The sequence below is a fragment of the Streptomyces sp. NPDC020489 genome, from assembly GCF_044386545.1.
GTDB lineage: Bacteria > Actinomycetota > Actinomycetes > Streptomycetales > Streptomycetaceae > Streptomyces.
Map to the genome: position 1 here is coordinate 464,799 of NZ_JBIRUZ010000001.1, position 24,216 is coordinate 489,014.

General features: G+C 72.3%; 22 protein-coding genes. 10 read left to right on the forward strand and 12 right to left on the reverse strand.

The annotated features are described in order from the left end of the window. Positions 1–147: 147 nt before the first annotated feature. A complete protein-coding gene (locus ACH41F_RS02090) occupies positions 148–882 on the forward strand; it encodes a bifunctional DNA primase/polymerase (protein ID WP_391229631.1) in 735 nt (244 codons plus the stop codon). 17 nt (positions 883–899) lie between these two features. Here the strand turns inward: ACH41F_RS02090 and ACH41F_RS02095 are convergent, their stop codons facing one another. Genes ACH41F_RS02095 through efeO form a run of 4 tightly spaced genes read right to left on the reverse strand, consistent with a single transcriptional unit; the run spans position 900 to position 5,152 of the window. After that, a complete protein-coding gene (locus tag ACH41F_RS02095; protein ID WP_398832242.1) occupies positions 900–1,904 on the reverse strand; it encodes a hypothetical protein in 1,005 nt (334 codons plus the stop codon). Then, the gene (gene efeU, locus ACH41F_RS02100) at positions 1,864–2,736 is read right to left on the reverse strand and encodes an iron uptake transporter permease EfeU (protein ID WP_391229636.1); all 873 of its coding nucleotides are present in this window, start codon (positions 2,734–2,736) and stop codon (positions 1,864–1,866) included. Before efeU ends, ACH41F_RS02095 begins: the two co-directional genes overlap by 41 nt. A gap of 6 nt (positions 2,737–2,742) precedes the next feature. Continuing rightward, on the reverse strand, positions 2,743–3,987 hold the full coding sequence (gene efeB, locus ACH41F_RS02105) for an iron uptake transporter deferrochelatase/peroxidase subunit (RefSeq protein ID WP_398832245.1): 1,245 nt from the start codon (positions 3,985–3,987) through the stop codon (positions 2,743–2,745). A gap of 10 nt (positions 3,988–3,997) precedes the next feature. After that, positions 3,998–5,152 (reverse strand): iron uptake system protein EfeO, encoded by a 1,155-nt coding sequence (efeO, locus tag ACH41F_RS02110; RefSeq protein WP_391229640.1) that lies wholly within the window; start codon positions 5,150–5,152, stop codon positions 3,998–4,000. Between the two features lie 283 nt (positions 5,153–5,435). On the opposite strand from efeO, the gene ACH41F_RS02115 reads away from it, so the two are divergent. Continuing rightward, the gene (locus tag ACH41F_RS02115; RefSeq protein WP_398832248.1) at positions 5,436–6,080 is read left to right on the forward strand and encodes a PhzF family phenazine biosynthesis protein; all 645 of its coding nucleotides are present in this window, start codon (positions 5,436–5,438) and stop codon (positions 6,078–6,080) included. 16 nt (positions 6,081–6,096) lie between these two features. On the opposite strand, the gene ACH41F_RS02120 is transcribed toward ACH41F_RS02115, so the two are convergent. Next, entirely contained in the window at positions 6,097–6,744 is a 648-nt protein-coding gene (locus ACH41F_RS02120) for a biliverdin-producing heme oxygenase (protein WP_391229644.1), read from the reverse strand. Between the two features lie 112 nt (positions 6,745–6,856). Next, positions 6,857–7,714, reverse strand: a complete 858-nt coding sequence (gene map, locus ACH41F_RS02125; protein WP_391229646.1) for a type I methionyl aminopeptidase — start codon at positions 7,712–7,714, stop codon at positions 6,857–6,859. A 58-nt stretch (positions 7,715–7,772) separates the two neighbouring features. On the opposite strand from map, the gene ACH41F_RS02130 reads away from it, so the two are divergent. After that, positions 7,773–8,003 carry a hypothetical protein gene (locus tag ACH41F_RS02130; RefSeq protein WP_391229649.1) on the forward strand — a complete coding sequence of 77 codons (231 nt, stop codon included), beginning with the start codon at positions 7,773–7,775 and terminating at the stop codon, positions 8,001–8,003. A 5-nt stretch (positions 8,004–8,008) separates the two neighbouring features. Here ACH41F_RS02130 and ACH41F_RS02135 read toward each other — a convergent pair whose 3' ends face one another. After that, positions 8,009–9,334, reverse strand: a complete 1,326-nt coding sequence (locus tag ACH41F_RS02135) for an MFS transporter (protein ID WP_391229651.1) — start codon at positions 9,332–9,334, stop codon at positions 8,009–8,011. A 50-nt stretch (positions 9,335–9,384) separates the two neighbouring features. Next, positions 9,385–9,987, reverse strand: coding sequence for a hypothetical protein (locus ACH41F_RS02140; RefSeq protein ID WP_391229653.1), 603 nt, complete (start codon positions 9,985–9,987; stop codon positions 9,385–9,387). Positions 9,988–10,171: 184 nt separating this feature from the next. Between ACH41F_RS02140 and npdG the strand changes: the two genes are divergently transcribed. Both npdG and ACH41F_RS02150 read left to right on the forward strand, forming a co-directional pair. Continuing rightward, entirely contained in the window at positions 10,172–10,876 is a 705-nt protein-coding gene (gene npdG, locus ACH41F_RS02145) for an NADPH-dependent F420 reductase (RefSeq protein ID WP_391229655.1), read from the forward strand. Positions 10,877–10,936: 60 nt separating this feature from the next. After that, positions 10,937–11,116: a hypothetical protein gene (locus tag ACH41F_RS02150; protein ID WP_391229657.1), complete on the forward strand. Its 180-nt coding sequence runs from the start codon at positions 10,937–10,939 to the stop codon at positions 11,114–11,116. On the opposite strand, the gene ACH41F_RS02155 is transcribed toward ACH41F_RS02150, so the two are convergent. Continuing rightward, on the reverse strand, positions 11,106–11,903 hold the full coding sequence (locus ACH41F_RS02155) for a site-2 protease family protein (protein WP_391229659.1): 798 nt from the start codon (positions 11,901–11,903) through the stop codon (positions 11,106–11,108). The genes ACH41F_RS02150 and ACH41F_RS02155 overlap by 11 nt on opposite strands. 167 nt (positions 11,904–12,070) lie before the next feature. Between ACH41F_RS02155 and ACH41F_RS02160 the strand changes: the two genes are divergently transcribed. Next, positions 12,071–15,907 (forward strand): BTAD domain-containing putative transcriptional regulator, encoded by a 3,837-nt coding sequence (locus ACH41F_RS02160; RefSeq protein ID WP_391229661.1) that lies wholly within the window; start codon positions 12,071–12,073, stop codon positions 15,905–15,907. Positions 15,908–15,927: 20 nt separating this feature from the next. On the opposite strand, the gene ACH41F_RS02165 is transcribed toward ACH41F_RS02160, so the two are convergent. The 3 genes from ACH41F_RS02165 to panB all read right to left on the reverse strand — a co-directional run bounded on the left by ACH41F_RS02165 (position 15,928) and on the right by panB (position 18,878). Continuing rightward, entirely contained in the window at positions 15,928–16,758 is an 831-nt protein-coding gene (locus ACH41F_RS02165) for an ABC transporter permease (protein ID WP_391229663.1), read from the reverse strand. Further along, positions 16,755–17,780 carry an ATP-binding cassette domain-containing protein gene (locus ACH41F_RS02170; protein ID WP_391229665.1) on the reverse strand — a complete coding sequence of 342 codons (1,026 nt, stop codon included), beginning with the start codon at positions 17,778–17,780 and terminating at the stop codon, positions 16,755–16,757. Before ACH41F_RS02170 ends, ACH41F_RS02165 begins: the two co-directional genes overlap by 4 nt. Positions 17,781–18,011: 231 nt before the next feature. After that, a complete protein-coding gene (gene panB / locus ACH41F_RS02175) occupies positions 18,012–18,878 on the reverse strand; it encodes a 3-methyl-2-oxobutanoate hydroxymethyltransferase (protein WP_391229667.1) in 867 nt (288 codons plus the stop codon). A gap of 215 nt (positions 18,879–19,093) precedes the next feature. Here panB and ACH41F_RS02180 point away from each other — a divergent pair, with 215 nt between their 5' ends. From ACH41F_RS02180 to ACH41F_RS02195, 4 genes are all read left to right on the forward strand, one after another. Then, entirely contained in the window at positions 19,094–20,689 is a 1,596-nt protein-coding gene (locus tag ACH41F_RS02180; RefSeq protein WP_391229670.1) for a DHA2 family efflux MFS transporter permease subunit, read from the forward strand. 67 nt (positions 20,690–20,756) lie between these two features. Next, complete coding sequence (locus tag ACH41F_RS02185; protein WP_391229672.1) at positions 20,757–21,404, forward strand: TetR/AcrR family transcriptional regulator C-terminal ligand-binding domain-containing protein; 648 nt, start codon at positions 20,757–20,759, stop codon at positions 21,402–21,404. A gap of 184 nt (positions 21,405–21,588) precedes the next feature. Further along, entirely contained in the window at positions 21,589–22,638 is a 1,050-nt protein-coding gene (locus ACH41F_RS02190; RefSeq protein WP_391229674.1) for an endonuclease/exonuclease/phosphatase family protein, read from the forward strand. Between the two features lie 83 nt (positions 22,639–22,721). After that, a complete protein-coding gene (locus tag ACH41F_RS02195) occupies positions 22,722–23,945 on the forward strand; it encodes an MFS transporter (RefSeq protein WP_398832260.1) in 1,224 nt (407 codons plus the stop codon). Positions 23,946–24,216 lie beyond the last annotated feature (271 nt).

The following is a 24,216-nucleotide window of genomic DNA, read 5'->3' on the forward strand; positions in this document are numbered from 1 at the left end:
ATCCCGCCAAAGCGGGTGATGACACCCGATCCGCGTTCCCGGTACGGCCTGCCCCACCTACCCCGGTTGTCGGCTCCGGGCCCCCCGGGCGCAGGATGGTGGGACCATAGGGCATGCTGACGGCACCACAGCGAGGCGAGGGGATAGATGAGCGCGGAGTTCGGCGGCCGGACCGGCCTGCAGGGCAAACTCACCCAATGGCTGCGCGGACGCCGCCCGAAGGAGGCCGCCGACGAGGGCGGCCGTGAGGCCCTGCTGCTGGCCGCCGCCGAGGCGGGACTGCCCCTCGCGCCCGCCGCGCACCCGGCCCCCGGGTACCGATGTTCCTGCGACCGGGTCGGCTGTCCCACCCCCGCCCGGCACCCCGTCTCCTTCGCCTGGCAGACCCAGTCCACCACCGACCGCGGCCAGATCGAGCGCTGGGCCCGGCATCAGCCGCAGGCCAACTTCATCACCGCCACCGGCATGGTGCACGACGTCCTGGACCTGCCCCTGGAGGCGGGGCGCGAGGCCCTGGAGCGGTTGCTCGCCTCCGGGATCGAGGTCGGCCCGGTCGCCGAGAGCGACGACGGCCGGCTGATGTTCTTCACCCTCACCCGCGGCACCCCCGAGGACGAGGACGAGTGGTGGCCCTGCGAGCTGGACTGCCACCCCGAGACCATGGACGAGCACCCCGGCCTCCGCTGGCACTGCCGCGGCTCCTATGTCCTCGTACCGCCCGCCCGGCTTCCCGGTGACGGCCCCCGGGTGCACTGGGTGCGCGGCCCGGAGCATCCGCTGCCCGACCCGCTGAGCCTGCTGGAGACCCTCACCGACGCCTGCGCCCGCCACGCCGGCGAGGAGCCCGACCACGCCTCCGCCGCCTGGCCCCTGCGCGGCTGAGGACCGCCGGCCGGTCCTTACTCGCCCTTCGCGGCCGTCAGTCCCTGGATCCGCCCCAGCACGGTCACCTGCCCGCCGCCGGCGCCCCTCGCCGGGTCGAGGGCGACCTCGTTGGAGACGAACTCCATCGTCAGCGACTGCTTGACCTCGCCGGTCGTCAGAGCGTCCACGGCCGCGGTCTGGTCGGGGAGTTCGGTGCCCGCGTAGGCGGTCTGCTTCATGTAGTGCCGGGTGGTGAAGAACACCAGCGCGCCCCCGTCCGCGGTGCGCAGCGCCAGCGGGGCGTAGTCGCCGTTCGTCAGCGGTTCGTCGATGTACTGCGTGACCCGGCCGGGCTTCTTGGCGTCCTTCTGGCGCTGGGTGCGCCACCCGCTGGTGTGCGAGCCGGCGGCGAAGGCCCTGCCCTTGCCGTCCTGTAGGTACGTGGCGTAGTCCTGGCTCAACTGCCGCGGTGCGACGGACAGTTCCGTGGAGTTCGCGGGTACCGCCTCGGCCCAGCCGTCCTTGTCCGTCCTGAACCGCGGTACGTCGTCCGGTGCGACCAGCGTCAGGTACGCCACCTGGAACGGCTCGTCCAGGCGGTCGCGCGTGAACACGAACAGCCAGCGGGCGCTGCCGCCCTTGTTGGCGGCGGTGTCGGCGACGAACCAGCGCGGCCAGCCGGCCTTCTTGGGGATGGTGAACCGCGCGTCGGACAGCTTCAGCGGGGTGTGCGCCGTGTTGCCCTGCGGGCTGTTGACCTTGCCGGCCTTCAGCCGTGCCGCGTCGATGTCGGCGAGAGGCCCGGTGACGTGGTCCGCGTCCAGCGAACTGTCGTACGCCTTGTCGGCGTTGTTGTACGCGGTCGTGAACTCCCGGAGCGCCTCGGCGGCTTCGGCCCTGGTCGTCGCGGGGAGCACCTCGCGCTCCCCGTGGACGACCACGCAGCCGCTCGCCGTCAGTGACAAAGCGGTCACCGAGGCCGCTGCCAGCACCCTCCGGTCAAGCCTGCGGAGCCTTCGAGGGCTGCGATCCCTGCTCATCGGATGCCTTCACCTTCCCCTTCCCGGAGGCGAACCCTACCGGGGCGAGGAACAGGGCGAGCGTCGGGATCAGGTACAGCAGCCACACCGTGACCTGGAGGACCGTCGGGTCGGGCTGGAAGTTGAGGACGCCCTTGAGCAGGGTGCCGTACCAGCTGTCCGGCGGGATGGTCCCGGAGATGTCGAAGGCCTTGTCCGCCAGGCCCGGCACCCAGTCGGCCTCCTGGAGGTCGTGGACGCCGTACGCCAGCACGCCCGCCGCCACCACGACCAGCATGCCGCCGGTCCAGGTGAAGAACTTCGCGAGGTTGATCCGCAGCGCGCCCCGGTAGAACAGCCAGCCCAGCAGGACCGCCGTGGCGATGCCGAGCGCGGCGCCGATCACCGGGCGCGGGGTGCCGTCACCGGCCGCGCGCACCGAGGTCCACACGAACAGCGAGGTCTCCAGGCCCTCCCGGCCGACGGCGAGGAACGCGGTGGCGACCAGCGCGCCGGTGCCCATCTGAAGGGCCGCGTCGAGCTTGCCGTGCAGTTCGGACCTCAGGTGCCGGGCGGTGCGCCGCATCCAGAAGACCATCCACGTCACCAGGCCGACCGCGAGGATCGACAGGGAGCCGCCGAGCGCCTCCTTCGCCTTGAACGTCAGCTCCTGGGAGCCGAATTCGAGCGCGCACCCGAAGCCGAGCGCGAGCGCCACGGCGACGCCGATGCCCGTCCAGATGGGCTTCAGGGCGTCCCTGCGGCCCGTCCTCACCAGATAGGCGATGAGGATGCAGACGACGAGAGAGGCCTCCAGGCCCTCGCGCAGACCGATCAGGTAGTTGGAGAACACGGTCTCTCACGCCTCCTTGGCGAACAGCGTGCTGCCCCACCAGTCGTCCTGGTCACGGACGCCCGGCGGAACGGCGAACACCGCCGAACCCACGTGCTGGATGTACTCGTTGAGCGCGTCCGTGGCCAGGTTGCGCTGGATCTGCACGAACCCCTTGCGCACATCACGCTGGTAGGCGAGGAAGAACAGCCCCGCGTCCAGCCGCCCGAGGCCGTCCGTGCCGTCGGTGAAGGAGTAGCCGCGGCGCAGGATGGTCGCCCCGTGGTTGGCGTCGGGGTGCGCGAGGCGGACGTGCGCGTCGGGCTTCATCGCCTTCAGGAACGGCTCGTCGCGCTCCTTGGCCTTGCCGACCGGGGCGCCCTCGCCCTTGTCGCGGCCGAAGATGTCCTCCTGCTCCTGGAGGGAGGTGCGGTCCCAGGTCTCGATGTGCATCCGGATCCGGCGGGCGACGAGATAGGAGCCGCCGACCATCCAATCGGGCCCGTCCTGCTCGGAGACCCACACGAACTTCTTCAGCCGGTCCGTCTCGGTCCCCGCGATGTTGCGGGTGCCGTCCTTGAACCCCATGAGGTTGCGCGGGGTCTGCGCCTCGGGGGTCGTGGAGGAGGTCTTGCCGAAGCCGAGCTGCGACCAGCGGATGACTACCTTGCCGAACCCGATCCGGGCCAGGTTGCGGATGGCGTGCACCGCGATCTGGGGATCGTCGGCACAGGCCTGGATGCACAGGTCGCCGCCGCTGCGGTTCTTGTCGAGGGCGTCCCCGGCGAACTGGGGCAGCTCGAACAGGCCCTCGGGCCGGCGGTCGCGCAGCTCGAACTTCTCGAACAGGGACGGCCCGAAGCCGATGGTGAGCGTCAGCCGTGACGGCTTCAGACCCAGCGCCTCACCGGTGTCGTCCGGCGGCGCCTCGGCCAGCCCGCCGAAGGCGCCCTCGCCGACGGCCTGCCCGGAGGTCATCCGTCGCGCCGCCGCCGTCCAGTCCTTCAGCATCCGCACGAACTCGGCGCGGTCCTCGGTCTTCACGTCGAACGCGGCGAAGTGCAGCCGGTCCTGCACCGGCGTGGAGATGCCGGCCTGGTGGGCGCCGTGGAAGTCGACGGCGCCACCGGCCTCGGCGCCGGCCGGGTCCACGTCGTTGCCGGCGCGGGTCATCGCCACCGCCCCGCCGGCCGCGGCGGCACCGAGCGCGAGCCCGGCGCCGCCCCAGCCGATCAGCGCACGGCGGGACGGGGGCTGAGAGGTCTCGGTCACGGGGTGCCCCCTACTTCACGACGACGGCGGCGGCGAGCTTGGACAGCGGCTCCGCCAGGGCGTTCACGGCGTCCGACAGCTCCTTGCGGTCGGCGTCACCGACCTTGTCGTACGAGGTGAAGTCGTACGACGTCTTGTTCGCGCGGTACTTGTCCAGCAGCGTGTTCAGCGCGGCGAACTGCTTGTCCAGTTCGGCCGTCAGGGCCGCGTCGTTCTCCTTGGCGACCGGCTTGAGCAGCTCGTAGGACTTCTCGGCGCCCTCGACGTTGGCCTTGAAGTCGACGAGGTCGGTGTGCGAGTAGCGCTCCTCCTCGCCGGTGACCTTGCCGGTGGCGACCTCGTCGAGGAGTTCCTTGGCGCCGTTGGCCATGGAGGTCGGGGTGATCTCCGCCTTGCCGACCCGCTTCTGCCAGTCGGTCAGGTCGGTGATCAGCTGGTCGGCGAGCTCGGAGTCGCGGTCGGTGAGCTTCTTGTCCTTCCACAGCGAGCGCTCCAGGCGGTGCCAGCCGGTCCAGTCCTTCTCCGGGTCCTGGCCCTCCTCCAGACCGTCCTCGCGGACGTCGACCTTCGGGTCGATGTCACCGAAGGACTCGGCGACCGGCTCGGTGCGCTCCCAGCCGATGCGGGAGGGGGCGTAGGCCTTCTTCGCGGCTTCGAGGTCGCCGTCCTTGACCGCCTTGGCGAAGGTCTCGGCGAGCGGCAGCGTCTCGTCGGCCTGCGCCTGCGCGTACTGGCGGTAGGCGGCGACGGCCTTGTCCAGGCGGGGGTCGCGCTTGGCCGCGGTGCCGCCGGTGGCCCGGACGTCCTGGCGGATGCCGTCGCCCTTCATGCCGGGCTTGCAGGCGATCCGGTAGTCACCGGCCTTCACCTCGGCGGTGACGGTCTGCTTGGTGCCGGCGCCGATGTTCTCCCGCTCCGTGACGATCCGGTCGTCGGGGAAGAGGAGGTAGACCTCGGTGACCTTGGAGCCCTTGTTCTCGATGGCGAGTTCGATGTGCCCGGCCGGGAACTCCTTCTTCGAGACCTCGCACGTGCTGTCGGTGGCGGTGACCTGGATCGCTCCGTCGCCGCTGCCGGAGCTGCCCTTCTCCGTGCACCCGGTGACGGCGGTCAGGGCCGCCACGGCGGCGGTGGCGGTGACAGCGGAGAGTCTGGCGGCTCGCATGCGGGCTCCCGGGCGATGGCTGAAAAATCACGTGACAGGGCTCACACGGTTCGGTGAGGCTCGCCTAACTTATCTGAGGCTTACCTGCGTGATACCCCATCCATCCGTGATTCACCTCTCATAGACGCTGTAAGAGCACGAGCCGATCACGGTGACTCAAAACGGGCCCCAAGCGCAGGTCAAAGGAGATTCAAAGGTTCCGCTCCCGATCGACCGCCGAGCACCCCGGGCGCCGCTCGGGGCCCGGACGGCGCCACCGGCGCCGGATGCTTCAATTCCCCTCGTGACTGACTACGACGTGCTGCGCGTCTTCTGCGCGCCGAACGGCGGCTACGGCAACGAACTCGGCGTCGTCCGCGAGGGATCCGTACTGCCGGACCGCGAGGAACGGCAGGCGTTCGCCGGGAAGCTCGGGTTCAGCGAGACGGTGTTCGTCGATGATCCGGAGCGGGGCGTCATCGACATCTACACGCCGACCCTGCGCCTGCCCTTCGCCGGTCACCCCTGCGTCGGCACGGCATGGCTGCTGGACGTGCCCGAACTCGTCACGCCGGCCGGTGTCGTGGGCGCCCGCCTCGACGGGGAGTTCAGCTGGATCGAGGCCCGGCCGGAGTGGGCGCCGCCGCGGACGCTGCGGCGGTACGGCACGGCGGCCGAGGTCGACGCCCTGGACGTGCCGCCGAAGGGGGAGTGGATCTACGCCTGGGCCTGGGAGGACGAGCCGGCCGGGCGCATCCGCGCGCGGGCGTTCCCGGGGCGTGACGACGGCATCGAGGAGGACGAGGCGACCGGGGCCGCCGCGCTCCTGCTCACCGAACAGCTGGGCCGCGCCCTGAACATCACCCAGGGCGCGGGCTCGCAGATCCTCACCTGCCCCCAGCCCGGCGGGTGGGTGGAGATCGGCGGACGGGTCCTCCTGGAGCGCTGAGCGCCCGGGCGAGGCGTCACGCGCTCAGCGGGAACTCCTCGCCCAGGGCCCGGAAGACCGCGGTGTTCAGCGCGAACGCCCTCTTGCACTCCGCCACGATCCGCTGCTTCTCCAGGTCGTCCGCCCGCACCCCGTCCAGCAGCTCCCGGTAACCCCGCTTGAACGCGGCGGGGTTGGCGACGCCCTCGAAGACGTAGAAGCGGACCCCGTCGCCCTTGCGCTCGAAGCCCCAGGTGCGCTCCGCCTTGTCGCGGATGATCTGGCCGCCGGAGAGGTCGCCGAGGTAGCGCGTGTAGTGGTGGGCGACGTACCCGGCGGGCCACTCGGCGGCGCACTCGCGCACCCGGTCCGCGTAGACCCGCGTGGCGGGGAGCGCGGTCAGTCCCGCCCGCCAGTCCGCGCCCCGCAGATGCTCCAGGTCCCGCTCCAGCGCGCCGAGCCGGTACAGCTCGGGCCGGATGAAGGGTCCGGCCACCGGGTCCGCGGCCAGCCGCTCGGCCCCGCTCTCCAGCGCCTCGTACACGAACCACAGCTGTTCGGTGTAGCGGGCGTACGCGTCCACGCCCAGCCTGCCGCCGAGCAGGTCGCTCATGAAGGACGAGGTCTCCGCCTCCGTGTGCTGCTCGTGCGACGCGGTGCGGATGACGGTCGAGAAGGAGTCCATGCAGAACATCCTTTGAGGTTAGGCTCACCTAAGTCAAGAGGTTTGCCGACGCGTTGTCGGTAAAAGCGTACAAGAAAAGACCCACCCCCAGCAGGGGGCGGGTCCAGGGGTGCTACGGCAGCGTCAGGATCTCCGCGCCCGTCTCCGTCACCACCAGCGTGTGCTCGAACTGCGCCGTCCGCTTGCGGTCCTTGGTGACGACCGTCCAGCCGTCGTCCCACATGTCGTACTCGTGCGTGCCCAGCGTCAGCATCGGCTCGATCGTGAAGGTCATCCCGGTCTGGATGACCGTCGTCGCGTGCGGGCTGTCGTAGTGCGGGATGATCAGCCCGGAGTGGAAGGACGAGTTGATGCCGTGGCCCGTGAAGTCCCGGACCACGCCGTAACCGAAGCGCTTGGCGTACGACTCGATGACCCGGCCGATGACGTTGATCTGGCGGCCCGGCCTGACCGCCTTGATCGCGCGGTCCAGGGACTCCCGGGTCCGCTCCACGAGCAGCCGGCTCTCGTCGTCGACGTCTCCCACCAGGTACGTCGCGTTGTTGTCGCCGTGCACCCCGCCGATGTACGCCGTCACGTCCAGGTTGACGATGTCGCCGTCGTTCAGGATCGTCGAGTCCGGGATGCCGTGGCAGATCACCTCGTTGACGCTGGTGCACAGCGACTTGGGGAAGCCCCGGTAGCCGAGCGTCGACGGGTAGGCGCCGTGGTCGCACATGTACTCGTGCGCCACCTTGTCCAGCTCGTCGGTCGTGACGCCCGGGGCGATCAGCTTGGCCGCCTCGGCCATCGCCTGCGCCGCGATGCGCCCGGCGACCCGCATCGCCTCGATCGTCTCGGGCGTCTGCACCTCCGGACCGGTGTACGGCCTCGGCGCGGGCTTGCCCACGTACTCGGGGCGGCGGATGTTTCCGGGCACGGAACGGGTGGGGGACAGCTCCCCTGGGACGAGCAGCGACTGGCCAGACATGCCAGCGAGTCTAACGAGCCGCCGTGGGGGAACATGTCGTAGGCGAGAGGAGCTGGTCATGGCCCTGTTCAAGAAGCGCACGGTCGGCAAACCGGGTGAGTGGTACTACTGCCTGGAGCACAAGAAGGTCGAGGAGGGGCCGGACTGCCCCGGCAAGGACCGGTTCGGGCCCTACACCTCCCGGCAGGAGGCCCAGCACGCGATGGAGACCGCCCGCGAGCGCAACCTCCAGTGGGAGAACGACCCCAAGTGGCACGACGCCCCCGCGGGCGGCGCCGCCGACGACTGACCCGGTCAGGTCTGCGCCTCGGCGGGTGCGGCGGCGGCCCTGCGCTGCTCCCGCACCCGCGCCGCGTGCTCGTCCGTCCGGGCGTCGTAGGTCATCAGCCTCGGCAGGCACAGGGCCAGCAGACCGACCGCACCCGCGCACAGCAGACCGCCCGACCACACCGAGGCCCGCACGCCCCACCACGCGGCGAAACCACCGGACCTGACCTGGCCGAGCGTCGGACCGACGGAGTAGGACAGCAGCTCGATGCCGGCGAGCCGGCCGCGCAGCTCGTCCGGGATCGTCTGGTTCCACATCACCCCGCGGAAGATGCCGCTGACCATGTCGCAGCCGCCGGCCACGGTCAGGCACAGCAGCACCAGCCACACGTCGCCCACGGCACCGGCCGCCGCGATCGCCACGCCCCACAGCGCGGCCGACAGCACGACCATCCGGCCGTGCCGGTGGATCCGCGCCGTCCAGCCGCTCGTCACGCTCACCAGCAGCGCGCCCAGCGGGATGGTGGCGTACATCAGGCCCAGTGACCACTCGGCGTCCAGCTCGTCCGCCAGGAACGGCAGCAGGGCCAGCGGCATCGCCAGGAACATCGCGGCGAGATCGACGGCGTAGGTGCCCAGCAGCTCCTTGCGGCTCCAGGCGTACCGGGCGCCCTCCGCGATCGCCCTCAGCGACGGCTTCGCCGCCTCGTGCGCGGCGGGGGAGGAGGCGATCGGGAGGATCAGCACGACCGAGATCACGAAGGTCGCCAGGTCCGCCGCGTAGGCCCAGCCGAGCCCGGCGTACGCCACCACCACACCCGCCACCGCCGGGCCCGCGACCCCGCCGACCGTCCAGCGGAAGGTGTTCAGCGAGGCCGCGGCCGGCAGGTGCTCATGGGCCACGATCCGCGGCCACAGCGAGTCCAGCGCCGGCCGCTGGACCGACACCAGCGCCGAGGACAGGGCGGCGACCACGTACAGCGGCCAGACCGCCGGCCGCGGCATCAGCGCGTTGACCAGCAGGGCGGCGCTGAGCAGCCCCTGACCGGCCTCCGTCCAGATGATCAGGCCCCGCTTGTCCAGGGCGTCGGCGAGCGCGCCGCCGTACAGGCCGAAGACGATCAGCGGGACCAGCTCCACCGCGCCGATCGCGCCCACCGCCGCCGCCGAGTCCGTCAGCTCCTTGATCTGCACCGGCAGCGCCACGAACGTCAGGAAGCTGCCGAAGTTCGAGATCAGCCCCGACACCCACAGCCGCCGGAAGTCCGCCGACGCCCGCCACGGGGTGAGATCGGGCAGCACGGAACGCAGCCGGGAGGGCGGCTTCGCGGGAGGAGCGTCGTCGTCGGTCACGAACGGTCATGCTCGGGCGGGACGGCCACCGGCGGCAACCGGTTTTCGCGCTACCAGCGCGCCGGCGGCGGGGCCGTCAACTGGTCCGTCAGACGGGACAGACGGTCCAGGAAACGCCGCCGGGCCCTCGGCGTCGGCAGGGCGTTCTCACCGGCCGCCGCGCTCACCAGGTGCTGCACGGTGTCCAGGTCGAGGTCGGTGTCCGCCGGTACCGCGAGCGACTCGTGCGCCATCGCCGCCAGCTCCCCCTCGCCGGAGCCCAGCGCCAGCACCGTCGCACCGGCCACGCGGGCGTCGTGCACCCGCTCCAGGAGCCCGGCACCCGGCCCCTCGGGCGACACCACCAGCAGCGTCTCGCCCCGCCGCACCGCCGCCAACCGGCCCGGACCGACGGCCAGATGAGCCGGGTCCGAAGGGCGCGCGCCATGGCGTACCAGCGTGGGGGCCAGCTCCGGGGTGCCCGACCAGGCCGCCTCGTCCACCAAGTGGGCCGCCAGATGCCAGGGTTCGTACGCGGGCGTGCCCACCAGCAGCAGCCCGCCCCCGTGCGAGACCACCGAACCCCGCAGCACGCCCGCGAACCTCCGGGTCGCCCCCAACCACTCGGTCCCGGCGAGCACTTCGCGCAGCAACGCGACACGTACGGCGTCCATACGGCCGCATCCTGCCGCAACCGGCCCCCGGCGACCCGCGGTTCACCACCGATTCGCCCGAACCGGGCACGGGAGCGGCCCGCCACCCGGACGGGGCGCACCCCCTCGGACTCCGTCCGGCGGGCGCCCGTGACGCGGCCCACCTGACCGGACGGGCCGCGCACGGCGCACGTACAGTCGCCCCATGACCTCTACCGACAGTGCTGCACAGGCCCCCGCGAAGGACCCCTGGGACCTGCCCGACGTCTCCGGGCTCGTCGTCGGCGTGCTCGGCGGGACCGGGCCCCAGGGCAAGGGCCTCGCCTACCGGCTCGCCAAGGCCGGCCAGAAGGTGATCATCGGCTCGCGCGCCGCGGACCGCGCCCGGGCCGCCGCCGACGAGCTCGGCCACGGCGTCGAGGGCGCCGACAACGCCGAGACCGCACGCCGCAGCGACATCGTGATCGTCGCCGTGCCCTGGGAGGGCCACGGCGCGACCCTGGAGTCCCTGCGCGAGGACCTGGCCGGCAAGCTCGTCGTCGACTGCGTCAACCCGCTCGGCTTCGACAAGAAGGGCGCCTACGCGCTCAAGCCGGAGGAGGGCAGTGCGGCGGAGCAGGCCGCGGCCCTGCTGCCGGACTCACGGGTCGCCGCCGCCTTCCACCACCTGTCGGCGGTGCTGCTGATGGACCGCGAGATCGAGGAGATCGACACCGACGTCATGGTCCTCGGCGAGGAGCGCGCCGACGTCGAGATCGTCCAGGCGCTCGCCGGCCGGATCCCCGGCATGCGCGGCATCTTCGCGGGCCGTCTGCGCAACGCCCACCAGGTCGAGTCCCTGGTCGCCAACCTGATCTCCGTCAACCGCCGGTACAAGGCGCACGCGGGCCTGCGCGTCACCGACGTGTGAGCCGATGGGGGACACTGGACGGCGACGTCACCAGTGTCCCCCGACAGGAGAGCCGCCCCCATGCCCCGCCTCGCCGTCTACGCCCTGATCGTCTGCCTGCTCGCCGTGGCGGCGGCGGTCGTGTCCTTCGCCCAGGGCAGCCTGCTGGGGATCGTGTGGGTGCTGCTCGCGGGGCTGTCCAGCAACATGTGCTGGTACTACCTCAAGCGCGGCCGGGCCGAGCGGTCCGTCAGCCGTTGACCGAGCAGAAGTCGCTGGTCTGCCAGAACCGGTACAGATCCTGGCCGCAGTAGGTCTCGAAGTCGCTGATGCCGAGCGAGGCCAGGAGCGAGTCGACCACGTCGAAGAAGACGTTGTTGACCGCCGGCACCCACAGCAGCGCGAACACGAACAGCAGACCGAACGGCGCGAACGGCTCCACCTGCCGCTTGACGTTGTACGACAGCCAGGGCTCGATGACGCCGTAGCCGTCCAGGCCCGGCACCGGCAGGAAGTTCAGGATCGCGGCCGTCACCTGGAGCAGGGCGAGGAAGGCCAGCGCGAACCGGAAGTCCGCCGGCACCCCGTCCAGCGCGTCCAGCCAGAACGGGGCGGTGCACACGACCGCGAACAGCACGTTCGTCAGCGGCCCGGCCGCCGAGATCAGGCTGTGCCGCCACCGCCCCCGGATCCGACCGCGCTCGATGAAGACCGCGCCGCCCGGCAGACCGATCCCGCCCATGATCACGAAGAGGACGGGAAGGACGATGCTGAGCAGGGCGTGGGTGTACTTGAGCGGGTTGAGGGTGAGATACCCCTTCGCGCCCACGGTGATGTCACCGCTGTGCAGGGCGGTCCGCGCGTGCGCGTACTCGTGCAGACACAGCGAGACGATCCACGCCGCCGTCACGAACAGGAAGACGGCCACCCCGGGCTGCTCCGCGAACCCGGTCCAGGTCGCCCAGCCGGTGACCGCGGTCACGGCGAGGATCCCCACGAAGACGGGGCTGATCCGCCGATCGCTGTTACGGGCGGCTGTGGTGGTCATGGGGCTCCCCCGACTCTCGTACACGCTCTGGGACTGCCCGACCGTACCGGGCGTACGACGAAAACGTCTCGCGGTGGGGCGTCGGTTCCGTGGAGGGTGGGGGCGGGACCCGACCCGGCCCGTCCGCGTCCGACGCCCGATCACCGCCCCCGCATCCACCAGAGACAATGGACCCCGTGCGCTATCGCATCCTCGGCACCACCCAGGCACTCCGTCCCGACGGCACCGCGCTCCCCGTCGGCGGCGCGCGGCTGCGCGCGCTGCTGACCGTGCTCGCGCTGCGGCCCGGCCGCACGGTCACCCCGAGCCTGCTCGTCGACGAGGTGTGGGGCGGGGACCCGCCCGCGGACGCGCCGGGCGCGCTGCAGGCGCTCGTCGGGCGGCTGAGGCGGGCCCTCGGGGCGGACGCGGTCGCCTCCGTGGACGGCGGTTACCGGCTCACCGCCGCGCCCGACGACATCGACCTGCACCGCTTCGACCGGCTGACCGGGGAGGGCACGCGCGCCCTCGCCGACGGCGACCCCGCCAAGGCGGCCGGTGTCCTCGACGGCGCCCTCGCCCTGTGGCGCGGCCCCGTCGTCGCCGACCTGCCCGACCGCAGCGCCGAGGCAGCCCGCTGGGAGACCCGGCGCCTGGACGCGCTGCGCGCCCGGCACACCGCAGCCCTCGCCCTCGGCCACGCCGAGGCGTCCCTGCCCGAACTGACCGCCCTGTGCGACACCCACCCCCTCGACGAACCCCTCCAGGCCCTGCGGCTGCGCGCCCTGCGCGACTCGGGCCGCACCGCACAGGCGCTGGCCGCCTACGAGGACGTACGGCAGACCCTCGCGGACCGACTGGGCACCGACCCGGGCCACGAACTCAGGTCCCTGCACGGCGAGTTGCTGCGACCCGAGGAGCCGGGACGGGGAGGCGGCGGGCCCGCGAACGGGCGGGGGCACGGGGCTGACGCGGCGTCCTGGGCCGGACGGGGGACCGCGGTGGCGGGGGGTCGGGGCCTGGGGAGCGGGGGGTCCGAGGCGACGGGAGGGGCGGAGGCGGCCGGAGGGCCGGGGAGTGCCGGGGGGTCAGAGGCGACGGGAGGGTCGGAGACGACGGGAGGGTCGGAAGCGGCCAGAGGATCGACGGCCGGGGGGTCAGAGGTGACCGGAGGGTCGGGGGCGACAGCAGGGTCGGGGATGGCCTGGGGGACGGGGACGTCCGGGGAGTCCGAGGCGACGCGAGGGTCGGGGACGGCCGTAGGGCCGGAGGTGACGGCAGGGTCGGGGATGACCTGGGCGTCGGGGACGGCCGGAGGGTCGGGGACGACTGGTGGGCCGGAGGCGACCGGCGGGTCGGAAGCGGCCGGAGGGCTGGAGCCGGCCGGAGGGCAGGAGGCGGCCGGAGGGTCGGAGCCGGCCGGGGGACCGGAGGGTGCGCTGGGTCTCGCCGCCCCCTCGGACGCGTCCCGCAACCCCGCCGCCGCTGCCACCACCACACCACCCGTCCTCGGCAACCTCCGCGCCCGCCTCACCTCCTTCGTCGGGCGGGAGAGCGACATCGCGGCCATCCGGGGCGACCTCGCGACGGCCCGGCTCGTGACGCTGCTCGGACCCGGTGGCGCGGGCAAGACACGGCTGTCGCAGGAGGCCGCCGAGACGGTGCGCCACACGGTCCGCGACGGGGTGTGGCTGGCCGAACTGGCGCCCGTGGACGACCCGGAGGGCGTCCCGGAGGCCGTGCTCACGGCAGTCGGTGCCCGCGAGACCGTGCTGTACGGCGCGGGCGCGGAGGCGATGCGGGCCGGCAACGAGCGGCACGCCGACCCGGTGGAGCGGCTCGCGGAACACTGCGGGAAGCGGCGGATGCTGCTGATCCTCGACAACTGCGAACACGTCGTCGAGGGCGCCGCACGCCTCGCGGCGGAGCTGCTGGCGCGCTGCCCGCAGCTGACGGTTCTGGCCACCAGCCGTGAACCCCTCGGCGTGCCGGGGGAGTTGCTGCGGCCGGTGGAACCGCTGCCCGAGCCGGTCGCGCTGCGCCTGCTCGCCGACCGCGGGGCCGCCGCCCGGCCCGGGTTCCGGGTCGACGCCGACGAGGAGAGCGCCGCGGCCTGCGCCGAGATCTGCCGCCGCCTCGACGGCCTGCCCCTCGCCATCGAGCTGGCCGCCGCCCGGCTGCGCATGCTGACGCCACGTCAGATCGCCGACCGGCTCGACGACCGCTTCCGGCTGCTCACCTCCGGCAGCCGTACCGTGCTGCCCCGCCAGCAGACCCTGCGCGCGGTCGTCGACTGGTCCTGGGAGCTGCTCGACAAGGACGAACGCGACGTCCTGCGGCGGCTGTCGGTGTTCGCCGGCGGCTGCGACCTCGCCGCCGCCGAGGCCGTCTGTGGCCCCGTCGCGCTGGAGGCGCTCGGCTCGCTCGTCGACAAGTCCCTGGTCGTCGCCACCCCTTCGGGCGAGGGCGGCCAGATGCGCTACCGGCTCCTGGAGACCGTCGCCGAGTACGCGGGCGAACGGCTCGACGAGACCGGCCTGCGCGGCGAGGCGGAGCGCGCCCACCTGACCTACTACCGCGAACTCGCCCGCGCCACCGACCCGTTGCTGCGCGGCCCGCACCAGTCCCTCGCCATCGAACGGCTGGAGCGCGAGTACGAGAACCTGCGCACCGCCCTGCGGCACGCCATCGCCGAGCGCGACGAGCAGGAGGCGATCAGCCTGGGGCTGTCGCTGGGCTGGTACTGGCAGATGCGGGACGTACGCATCGAGGCCCGCGGCTGGTACGCCGAGATCATGGCCCTCGGCCCCGATCCCTTCACCGCGCCGGTGCGCCGCGCCCTGCCGGTCCACGAGCGCTGCACCGACGTGCCGCCCCCGCTGACCGGCGAGCTCCTCGTCGAGGCCCGGCGCGGTGTCCACCTCGCCCATCTGGCCTGCATGGACACCGAGTTGGAGGCCTGGGACACCCCGCAGGCGAAGGACAAGCTGCGCATCATCGCCGAGACCTACGAACCCGGCCTCCCGCAGGTCTGCCGCGTCCCCGGCCTGCTCTGGTTCTACGCCGTGATGCTGTCCGGGGGAGTGCACCGGCTGCCCGGCATCCTCGACGCCGCCATCCGCACCTGCCGGGCGACACCCGGCATGGAATGGGAGCTCGCGGGCGCCCTCCAGCTCCGGGCCAACCTCCTCGCCAACCGCGCCGACTGGGCGGGTGACGCCGCCCGCGACGCCGACGAGTCGCTGGCGCTCTTCGAACGCCTCGGCGACGCCTGGGGCACCGCCGAGGCGCTGTCCGCGCGCGGCGAGGCCCGGGAGCGCGCCGGCGAGTACCTGGCGGCCGCCGCCGACTACGAGGCGGCGATGGAGCGGGCCGATCGGCTCGGCGCCCGCGCCCAGAGGGCGGTGCTCGCCGCCCGGCTCGGCAGCGCCCTCATGGAGGCGGGCGAGACGGAGCGGGCCGAGCGGCTCCTGCGCGAGGTGATCGAGCGGCGGGACGGCTCGGGCAACGAGGCCATGCCGGCCGCCCGGATGTTCCTCGCCGGGCACCTCGCCCTGAGCGGCCGGGTGGCCGAGGCACGCGAGCAACTCAGGCTGCTGCGCGAGGAGTTCACCATCTCCCACTTCGTCGTCTTCGACGCGTTCATCCTCGGCTCGGAGGCCTGGGTGGAGGCGGTCGGCGGCCGCTACGACGTCTGCCTGGACAAGGCCCGGCAAGCCCTGGAGCAGGCCGACGACCCGCTGTCGGAGGCCATCGCCCCGTACATGCGCCCGCTGTACCTGACGGTCGCGGCGATCGCCCTGGCCGCCCGCGACGACGACGGCGGGGCCGCCCGTGACGCGGCGCGCCTGCTGGGGGCCGCGCGCGCGATGCTGCCGCCCTCCCACGTGGCCACCTCCATCGAGCGTGAGGCGTACACCCGGGCCGAGCGGTTCGCGCGGTCCGCGCTCGGCGACGCGGCCTTCGACGCGGCGTACGCGGAGGGCGGGGGCCTCTCTCCCTCGGAGGCCACCGCCCTGGTCTGACGCGGAACCGACGCGTGGCGTCAGCTCTTCGACTTGAACTTGCTGATCGCGACCGGTGCCATCACGGCGGTGATGGCCACCGACCAGCCGAGCGTCACCCACAGGTCGTGGGCGACCGGGCCGCCCACCATCAGCCCGCGCGCGGCGTCCGCGAGCGTCGACAGCGGGTTGTAGTCGGTGAACGCCTGGAGCCAGCCCGGCATCGACGTCGTCGGCGCGAAGATCGAGGAGCCGAACTGGAGCGGGAACAGCACCAGGAAGCCCATCGCCTGCACGGACTGCGCGCTCTTCATGACCACGCCGAGGGTGAGGAACACCCACATGATCGAGGAGGCGAAGGCCGTGGACAGCGCCACGGTGGCCAGCAGACCGCCCCAGTTGGTGATGTCGAAGCCGACGGCGACGGAGACCAGCATCAGCACGGTGGTCGCGAACAGCATCCGCAGGAGCTCCACGGAGATCTTCGCGAAGAGCACCGAGCCGCGCCCGATCGGCAGCGACCGGAAGCGGTCCATGACACCGGAGTTGAAGTCCTGGCTGAAGCCGGTGCCGACGCCCTGCGACAGCGTCATGCTCATCATCGCGATCATGCCCGGGATGACGTACTGCACGTACTGGTCCTGACCGCCGCCCAGCGCCTGCCCGATCGAGCCGCCGAAGACGAACACGAACAGCAGGGTGAAGATGATCGGCATCAGCAGCGCGTCGGCCATCGACTCCGGGTCCTGACGGATCCAGAGCAGGTTGCGGCGGATCAGGGCGCCGGTGTGCCGCAGATGCCCGCGCAGCGGGATGCGGGCGTCGTCGGCGACGGGGGCGGCGGGCACGGGGGTGGCGGTGGCGGCGCTCATACGGCGACCTCCTCGCGGTCGTCGGCGGGCACGGCGTCCTGCGGGGCGCTCGCGCGGTGGCCGGTGAGGGACAGGAACACCTCGTCCAGGCTGGGGAGTTCGGTGGTGATGGCGGAGAGCGTGACCCCGCGCGCGGTGACCGCGCCGACCACGGCGGTCAGCTGCTCGTCGCTGAGGATCGGCACCAGCAGGGACCCGGCGTCGAGGTCCAGGGTGGTGGTGGCGAGGCCGGTGATGCCGAGCCCGTCGAGGTGGGAGGCGAGCGGGCGCAGCTGGAGCGGGTCGACGGGGCGTACCCGCAGGGTCCGGCCGCCGACCTTGGCCTTCAGCTCCTCGATGCCGCCGCCCGCGATGACCTTGCCGCGGTCGACGACCGTCAGCTCGTCGGCGAGCTGCTCGGCCTCCTCCATGTACTGGGTGGTCAGCAGGACGGTGACGCCGTCGCCGACCATCCGCTTGACCTCGTCCCACACCTCGTTGCGGGTGCGGGGGTCGAGCCCGGTGGTGGGTTCGTCGAGGTAGAGCACGGCCGGGCGGCCGATCATGGAGGCGGCGAGGTCGAGCCGGCGCCGCATACCGCCGGAGTAGGTGCTCGCCGGGCGCTTGGCGGCCTCGGTGAGCGAGAAGCGCTCCAGCAGCTCGTCGGCGCGGGTGCGGGCCTCCTTGCGGGGCAGGTCCAGCAGGCGGCCGATCATGTACAGGTTCTCCCACCCGGGGAGCTTCTCGTCCACGGAGGCGTACTGCCCGGTGAGTCCGATGACCCGCCGGAGCTGCCGGGGCTGCCGTACCACGTCGTACCCGGCGACCGTGGCCTGTCCGGAGTCCGGCGTGAGCAGGGTGGACAGGATGCGGACGAGGGTGGTCTTGCCGGCACCGTTGGGCCCGAGGACACCCATGACGGTGCCCTCCCGCACCTCCAGGTCCACGCCGTCGAGTGCCTTGGTCTCGCCGTAGTGCTTCACCAGCCCCCGCACGGTCACGGCGATGTCGGCGCCGCTGGGCTTGTTGTCGATTCGCGTCATGGGCAAGACGGTGTCAGGCCCCACTGACAAACGACCGACAGGCGGCTGACACCGCCGACAGATGACCGACAGCGGCGGTTTCTCCCGCCGACGACGGCCGCCACCGTCACCTGTCGCGGAACCGCGGCGGCGGGAACCGCCTCCGCGAGAGCGGCGCCGGTTCGGGCGCACCGACGGCAGCAGCCCGCCGACGGGGGAAGATCGGCGGGCTGCCGTGGAACCGCAGTGGCTCTAGTGGACGCTGTGCTCCTCGAGCGGGAACGTCCCGCCCACCACGTCCTCCGCGAACGCCTTCGCCGCGTTGCCCATGACCTCCCGGAGGTTCGCGTACTGCTTGACGAACTTCGGGACCCGCCCGCCGGTCAGACCCAGCATGTCGGTCCAGACCAGGACCTGTGCGTCCGTCTCCGCGCCCGCGCCGATGCCGACCGTCGGGATGTGCAGGGTGCGGGTGACCTCGGCCGCCAGCTCCGCGGGGACCAGCTCCAGGACGACCGCGAAGGCGCCCGCGTCCTGCACGGCCTTGGCGTCGCGCAGCAGCTGTGCGGCCGCCTCCTCGCCGCGGCCCTGGACGCGGTAGCCCATGGCGTTGACGGACTGCGGGGTGAGGCCGATGTGGGCCATCACGGGGATGCCGGCCTCGACCAGAAGGCGGATCTGCTCGTGGGACCGCTCGCCGCCCTCGAGCTTGACCGCGCCCACCCCGGCGTCCTTGATCAGCCGGGTGGCCGAGCGCAGCGCCTGGACCGGGCCCTCCTGGTACGAACCGAAGGGGAGATCGCCGACGATCAGGGCGCGGGAGGTGCCCCGGACGACGGCCGCGGCCAGCATCGTCATCTGGTCGAGGGTCACGGGCACCGTCGACTCGTAGCCGAGGTGACAGTTGCCCGCGGAGTCGCCGACGAGCATGACCGGGATGCCGGCCTCGTCGAAGACGGACGCGGTCATCGCGTCGTAGGCGGTGAGCATGGGCCACTTCTCGCCCCGCTCCTTGGCGAGGGCGATGTCGCGAACGGTGATGCGGCGGGTGCCCTTCCCCCCGTACAGCGCTTTGCTGCCGTCGGAGGGCTTCGTCTGGGCAGCCGAAAGCTGCGTCATGGCAACGGCTCCTTCGTCATCTCGAGGCGCCCTGACGGCGTCCCCGGACCACCTCCATGGTGGCACCTCGTGCCACGCGCGGCCAGAGCGGGGCACGGGACATCGCTCACGCCTCGAGCGACGTAGGCCTGACGTCCTAGGGCTGTTCTTAAGGTCTCCGTAAAAGATTCCGATACGAGACGGTGCCGTATCGAAATGGGGCTAGGCTCGACCCCATGACTTCTCCTGCCGACCCGGCCCTCGCCGGCCCCCGTATCCCGGAAGCCGTGCACCGGCGCCGCTGGGCGATCCTCGGCGTGCTGATGCTCAGCTTGCTGATCGTGGTGCTCGACAACTCGATCCTGAACGTCGCGATCAAGACGATCTCCACCCCCGCCCCGACCGGTCTGGGCGCCACCCAGAGCGAGCTGGAGTGGGCGATCAACTCCTACACCCTCGTCTTCGCGGGACTGCTCTTCAGCGCCGGGCTCCTCGGTGACCGGCTCGGGCGCAAGAAGGTGCTGCTCGGCGGGCTCGTCGTGTTCGGCCTCGGCTCCGCCCTCGCCGCCGGCGCCGGATCGCCGGCCGAGCTGATCGCGTTCCGCGCGGTGATGGGACTCGGCGCGGCCTTCGTGATGCCCGCCACCCTCGCCGTGCTGATGAACGTCTTCGAGCGCGAGGAGCAGCCCAAGGCCATCGGCATCTGGGCCGGCGGCGTCGGACTCGCCATCGCCATCGGCCCGATCACCGGAGGCGTGCTCCTGGACCACTTCTGGTGGGGGTCGGTCTTCCTCATCAACGTCCCGATCGTGCTGCTCGCCCTCGCCCTGATGGTGTGGCTCGTCCCGGACTCGCGCGACCCGAACCCCGGCCGCGTCGACCCGGTCGGTGTCGTGCTGTCGGTCGTCGGGCTGGTCCTGCTGGTCTACGGCATCATCAAGGGCGGCCAGCTCGCCGACTTCACCGACGCCACCGTGCTCTCCACGATCGGCGCCGGTCTCGCCGTGCTCGTCGCCTTCGTCGTCTTCGAGAAGCGCAGCGACCACCCCTCGATCGACGTCACCTACTTCCAGAACAAGGTCTTCTCCGCCGCGATCGCCGCCATCGCGCTGGTCTTCTTCGCGCTGATGGGCGTGACGTTCTTCTCCGTCTTCTACACCCAGAGCGTGCGCGGGTACTCGCCGCTGGAGACGGGTCTGCTGATGCTGCCGCTGGCCGCCGCGCAGATGGTGTTCGCGCCCCGGGCCCGGCTCGTCGTCGACCGGTTCGGCAACAAGGCCACCACCACCGCCGGACTGCTCGTCATCGCCGCGACCCTCGCCGCGTTCGCCGGGTTCGAGGCGGACACCCCGATCTGGGTCCTGGAGGTCGTCTTCTTCCTCATGGGCGCCGGCATGGCGCACATCATGACCCCGGTCAGCGTCGTCATCATGCAGGCCCTGCCCCGCGAGAAGGCCGGCTCCGCCTCCGCGCTCAGCAACACCTTCCGCCAGGTCGGCGGCGCCCTCGGCATCGCCGTGCTCGGCTCGGTGCTGTCCACGGCCTACCGCAACGGCATCGAGGACAAGCTCGGCACGCTGCCGCCGAACCTGCGCCACACCGCGGGCGAGTCCATCGAGGCCACCCTCGGCGTCGCCGCGAAGCTCGGCCCCGACGGCCGCGCGCTCGTCGGCCCCGCCCACGACGCCTTCCTGCACGCCATGCACGTCACCGCGCTGTGGGGAGCGGGTGTCGCGGTCGTCGGCGCCGTCGTGGTGGCGCTGTTCCTGCCGGGCAGGGCGCCGGCCGTCCAGAAGGACGAGGAGGGACGGAAGTTGGTCGCGGCGGAGTAGAGGCGGCCTGCGGGTGGGGCCGCGCCCGGGGGACAATCGTCCGAGGAGACAGAAGGGATCCAGCGACGTGAGCAGCCTCGCCGAAGGCCACCCCCGGCAAGCGGCCCCCGTGCGGGGCCGCCCCCGCAGCGAGGCCGTGGAGCGCGCCATCGTCGAGGGCGTGCTGAAGCTCCTGGAGGACGGCGTGCCGCTCGCGGAGCTGTCCATCGAGCGCATCGCCCGGACCGCGGGCGTCGGCAAGGCCACCATCTACCGGCGCTGGAGCGGCAAGGAGGAACTCTTCGTCGACGTCGTCCGCGCCACCGAGCCGCCCGACCCCGAACTGCCGGGCACCTCCATGCGCGACGACCTCGTGGCGATCCTGGAGCAGTTGCGCCAACGCGGCCTGATGACCCGGTCGTCGGCCCTGCTGCGCAGTGTCTTCGCCCAGATGAAGAGCAGCCCCAAGCTCTGGGAGGCCTATCACGCGATCGTCGTGACCCCGCGCCGGCAGAAGCAGTACGCCATCCTGCGCCGCGGCCAGGCCAACGGCGAGCTCCGCACCGACCTCGACGTCGAACTCCTCAACGACCTGCTGGTCGGGCCCATGCTGTTCCGCACGATCATGCAGCCCGACGCCGACCTGCCCGAGGGGCTCTCCGAACAGGTGGTCGACAGCGTGCTCCAAGGGCTACGGCCCGTCAGCTCACCGTCCGTCAGTTCGCCCACGCCGTAGCGCCCGTGTGCGCGTTTCGTCACAGAGGGCGCTTTCTCCTCCCGAGGCCGGAACTGCGGGCGCCGACTTGTTCGTGCTCGTAGGGGTACGGCCGTCATGGGACGGCGGGATCGGAACCGATCATCCCCTAGGGTCTTGTGCGGGGGACGGACGGATGCACGGCAGGCAGTGAGGCGATCGCGGTATGGCGCAGCAGGCGTACATGGAGGAGACGGACAACGGCGGCTCGGATCCCGAGCGTCGGGGCTCCAGGCTCCGGCGCCTGATCGACCGGGTCGTGGGCGGCTGGCGGGGCGACGCGAGAATCTGGCGCCGCGGTCTCGTTCTCGCGGCGCTGGCGGGGCTCCTGGCGCTGGTGATGCTGGTCCACTCGCGCATCCCCAACCGCATCGGCAACCTCGGCAGTCTCACCGAGACCTTCCTGCCCTGGCTGGGCGTGGCCGTGCCGGTGCTGCTGGTCCTCGCCGTCGTCCGCAAGTCGGCGACCGCCTTGATCGCCGTGGTGCTCCCGGCGGCCGTGTGGCTCAACCTCTTCGGCGGGCTGGTCACCGACAAGACCGGCTCCGGCGGTGACCTCACGGTGGCCACGCACAACGTCAACGCCGACAACCCCGACCCGGCCGGCACCGCCCGGGACGTGGCCGCGTCCGGGGCGGACGTGGTGGCGCTGGAGGAGCTGACCTCGGCGGCGGCGCCGACGTACGAGAAGGCGCTGGCGGGGACCTACCGGTACCACTCGGTGCAGGGCACCGTCGGGCTGTGGAGCAGGTACCCGCTCTCCGGCGTGCAGCCCGTCGACATCAAGCTGGGCTGGACGCGTGCGATGCGGGCCACCGTGGCGACGCCGCAAGGGCAGGTCGCGGTCTACGTCGCCCATCTGCCCTCGGTGCGGGTCAAGATGAAGGCCGGGTTCACCGCCCGGCAGCGCGACAAGAGCGCCGACGCGCTCGGCGAGGCCATCGCCGACGAGCCGCTGTCGCGGGTGGTGCTGCTCGGCGACCTCAACGGCACGATGAACGACCGCGCGCTCAACGCCGTGACCGCGCAGATGCGCTCCACGCAGGGGGCGGCGGGCAGCGGGTTCGGGTTCAGCTGGCCGGCGTCGTTCCCGATGGCGCGGATCGATCAGATCCTGGTGAAGGGGGTCGAGCCGGAGAGTTCGTGGACCCTGCCGGAGACGGGGAGCGACCACCTTCCGGTGGCGGCCCGTGTGAAGGTCGACACGTCGTCCTGACCGGATGGAATACGGGGCCCGACGGGCTTTGTTCCGCAGATGAACATATGCTGTGGAACCCGCTCTGGAAAGGCCCCTTCTTCATGCCCCTGGCCCTGCTGGCGCTCGCCGTCGGCGCCTTCGGTATCGGCACCACCGAGTTCGTGATGATGGGGCTGCTGCCCGATGTCGCGGACGACCTGCACGTCTCGATCCCCACCGCCGGTCATCTGGTCTCCGCCTACGCCCTGGGCGTCGTCATCGGCGCCCCGCTGCTCGCCGCGGTCACCGCCCGCATGTCCCGCCGGACCGTGCTGATCGCACTGATGGCACTGTTCGTCGCGGGCAACGCGGCCTCGGCCTTCGCGCCCGACTACGACTGGCTGCTGGCGGCCCGCTTCGTGAGCGGTCTGCCGCACGGCGCGTTCTTCGGGGTCGGCGCGGTCGTCGCCACCGGCATGGTCGCCCCGGAGCGCAGGGCCCGCTCGGTCTCCCTGATGTTCCTCGGACTGACCGTCGCCAACATCGCGGGGGTGCCGGTCGCCACGCTCATGGGACAGCAGTGGGGGTGGCGGGCGACCTTCCTCGGCGTCAGCGCGATCGGCCTCGCCGCCATCGGGGCCCTCGCGTCGCTGATTCCGCACGACAAGGCGACGGCGGCTTCCGGCGGCGGCCTGCGCGGCGAGCTGGCGGCCCTGAGGTCCCTGCCCGTCTGGCTCGCCCTCGGCACGACCGTCGCCGGGTTCGGCGCGCTCTTCGCCGCGTACAGCTACATCACGCCGATGCTGACGGACTCCGCCGGGTTCGCCGGGGGGAGTGTGACGCTGCTGCTGGCCCTGTTCGGCGTCGGCGCGACGATCGGCAACCTGCTGGGCGGACGACTGGCCGACCACGCGATGCGCGGCACGCTGTTCGCGGGACTCGCCTCGCTGGCCCTGGTCCTGGCCCTGTTCCCGGTGCTCATGACGGCGGCCTGGAGCGCGGCCCTGGCGGTCGTCCTGCTCGGCACGGCCGCCTTCGTCACGGGCTCCCCGCTCCAGCTGATGGTCATGGAGAAGGCGTCCAGCGCCCCCTCCCTGGCCTCCTCCGCCAACCAGGCCGCCTTCAACCTGGCCAACGCCGGCGGCGCCTGGCTCGGCGGCCTGACCCTGGCCGCCGGTTTCGGCATCACGTCCCCGGCCCTGGCGGGCGCGGCCCTGGCCGTCCTCGGCCTGGGAGTCGCGGCGACGGCGTACGCCGTGGACCGACGCGGGCCCGTGCGCCGGCCCGGCCGTGAACGACTGGTCGCGGCGCACCGCCCGCGGGTCGCGGAGACCGTGGACCACTGAGCGTAGGGGTGCCCGCGGACTGACGGCGGGGCGTTCCCGGCGCGGGGGCGCGTCCGTCCAGCCGGTCGTCCGGCGGACCGCAGGGGAGGCACCTCGGACTGCCGGGGGTCGTCGACGGCAGCCCCGGCAGGGGGCAGGCCCTCGCAGGTCCCCGTCCGTCTACGCGCAGGTGAGGCACCTCGGACTGCCGGGGGTCGTCGACGGCAGCCCCGGCAGGGGGCAGGCCCTCGCAGGTCCCCGTCCGTCTACGCGCAGGTGAGGCACCTCGGAC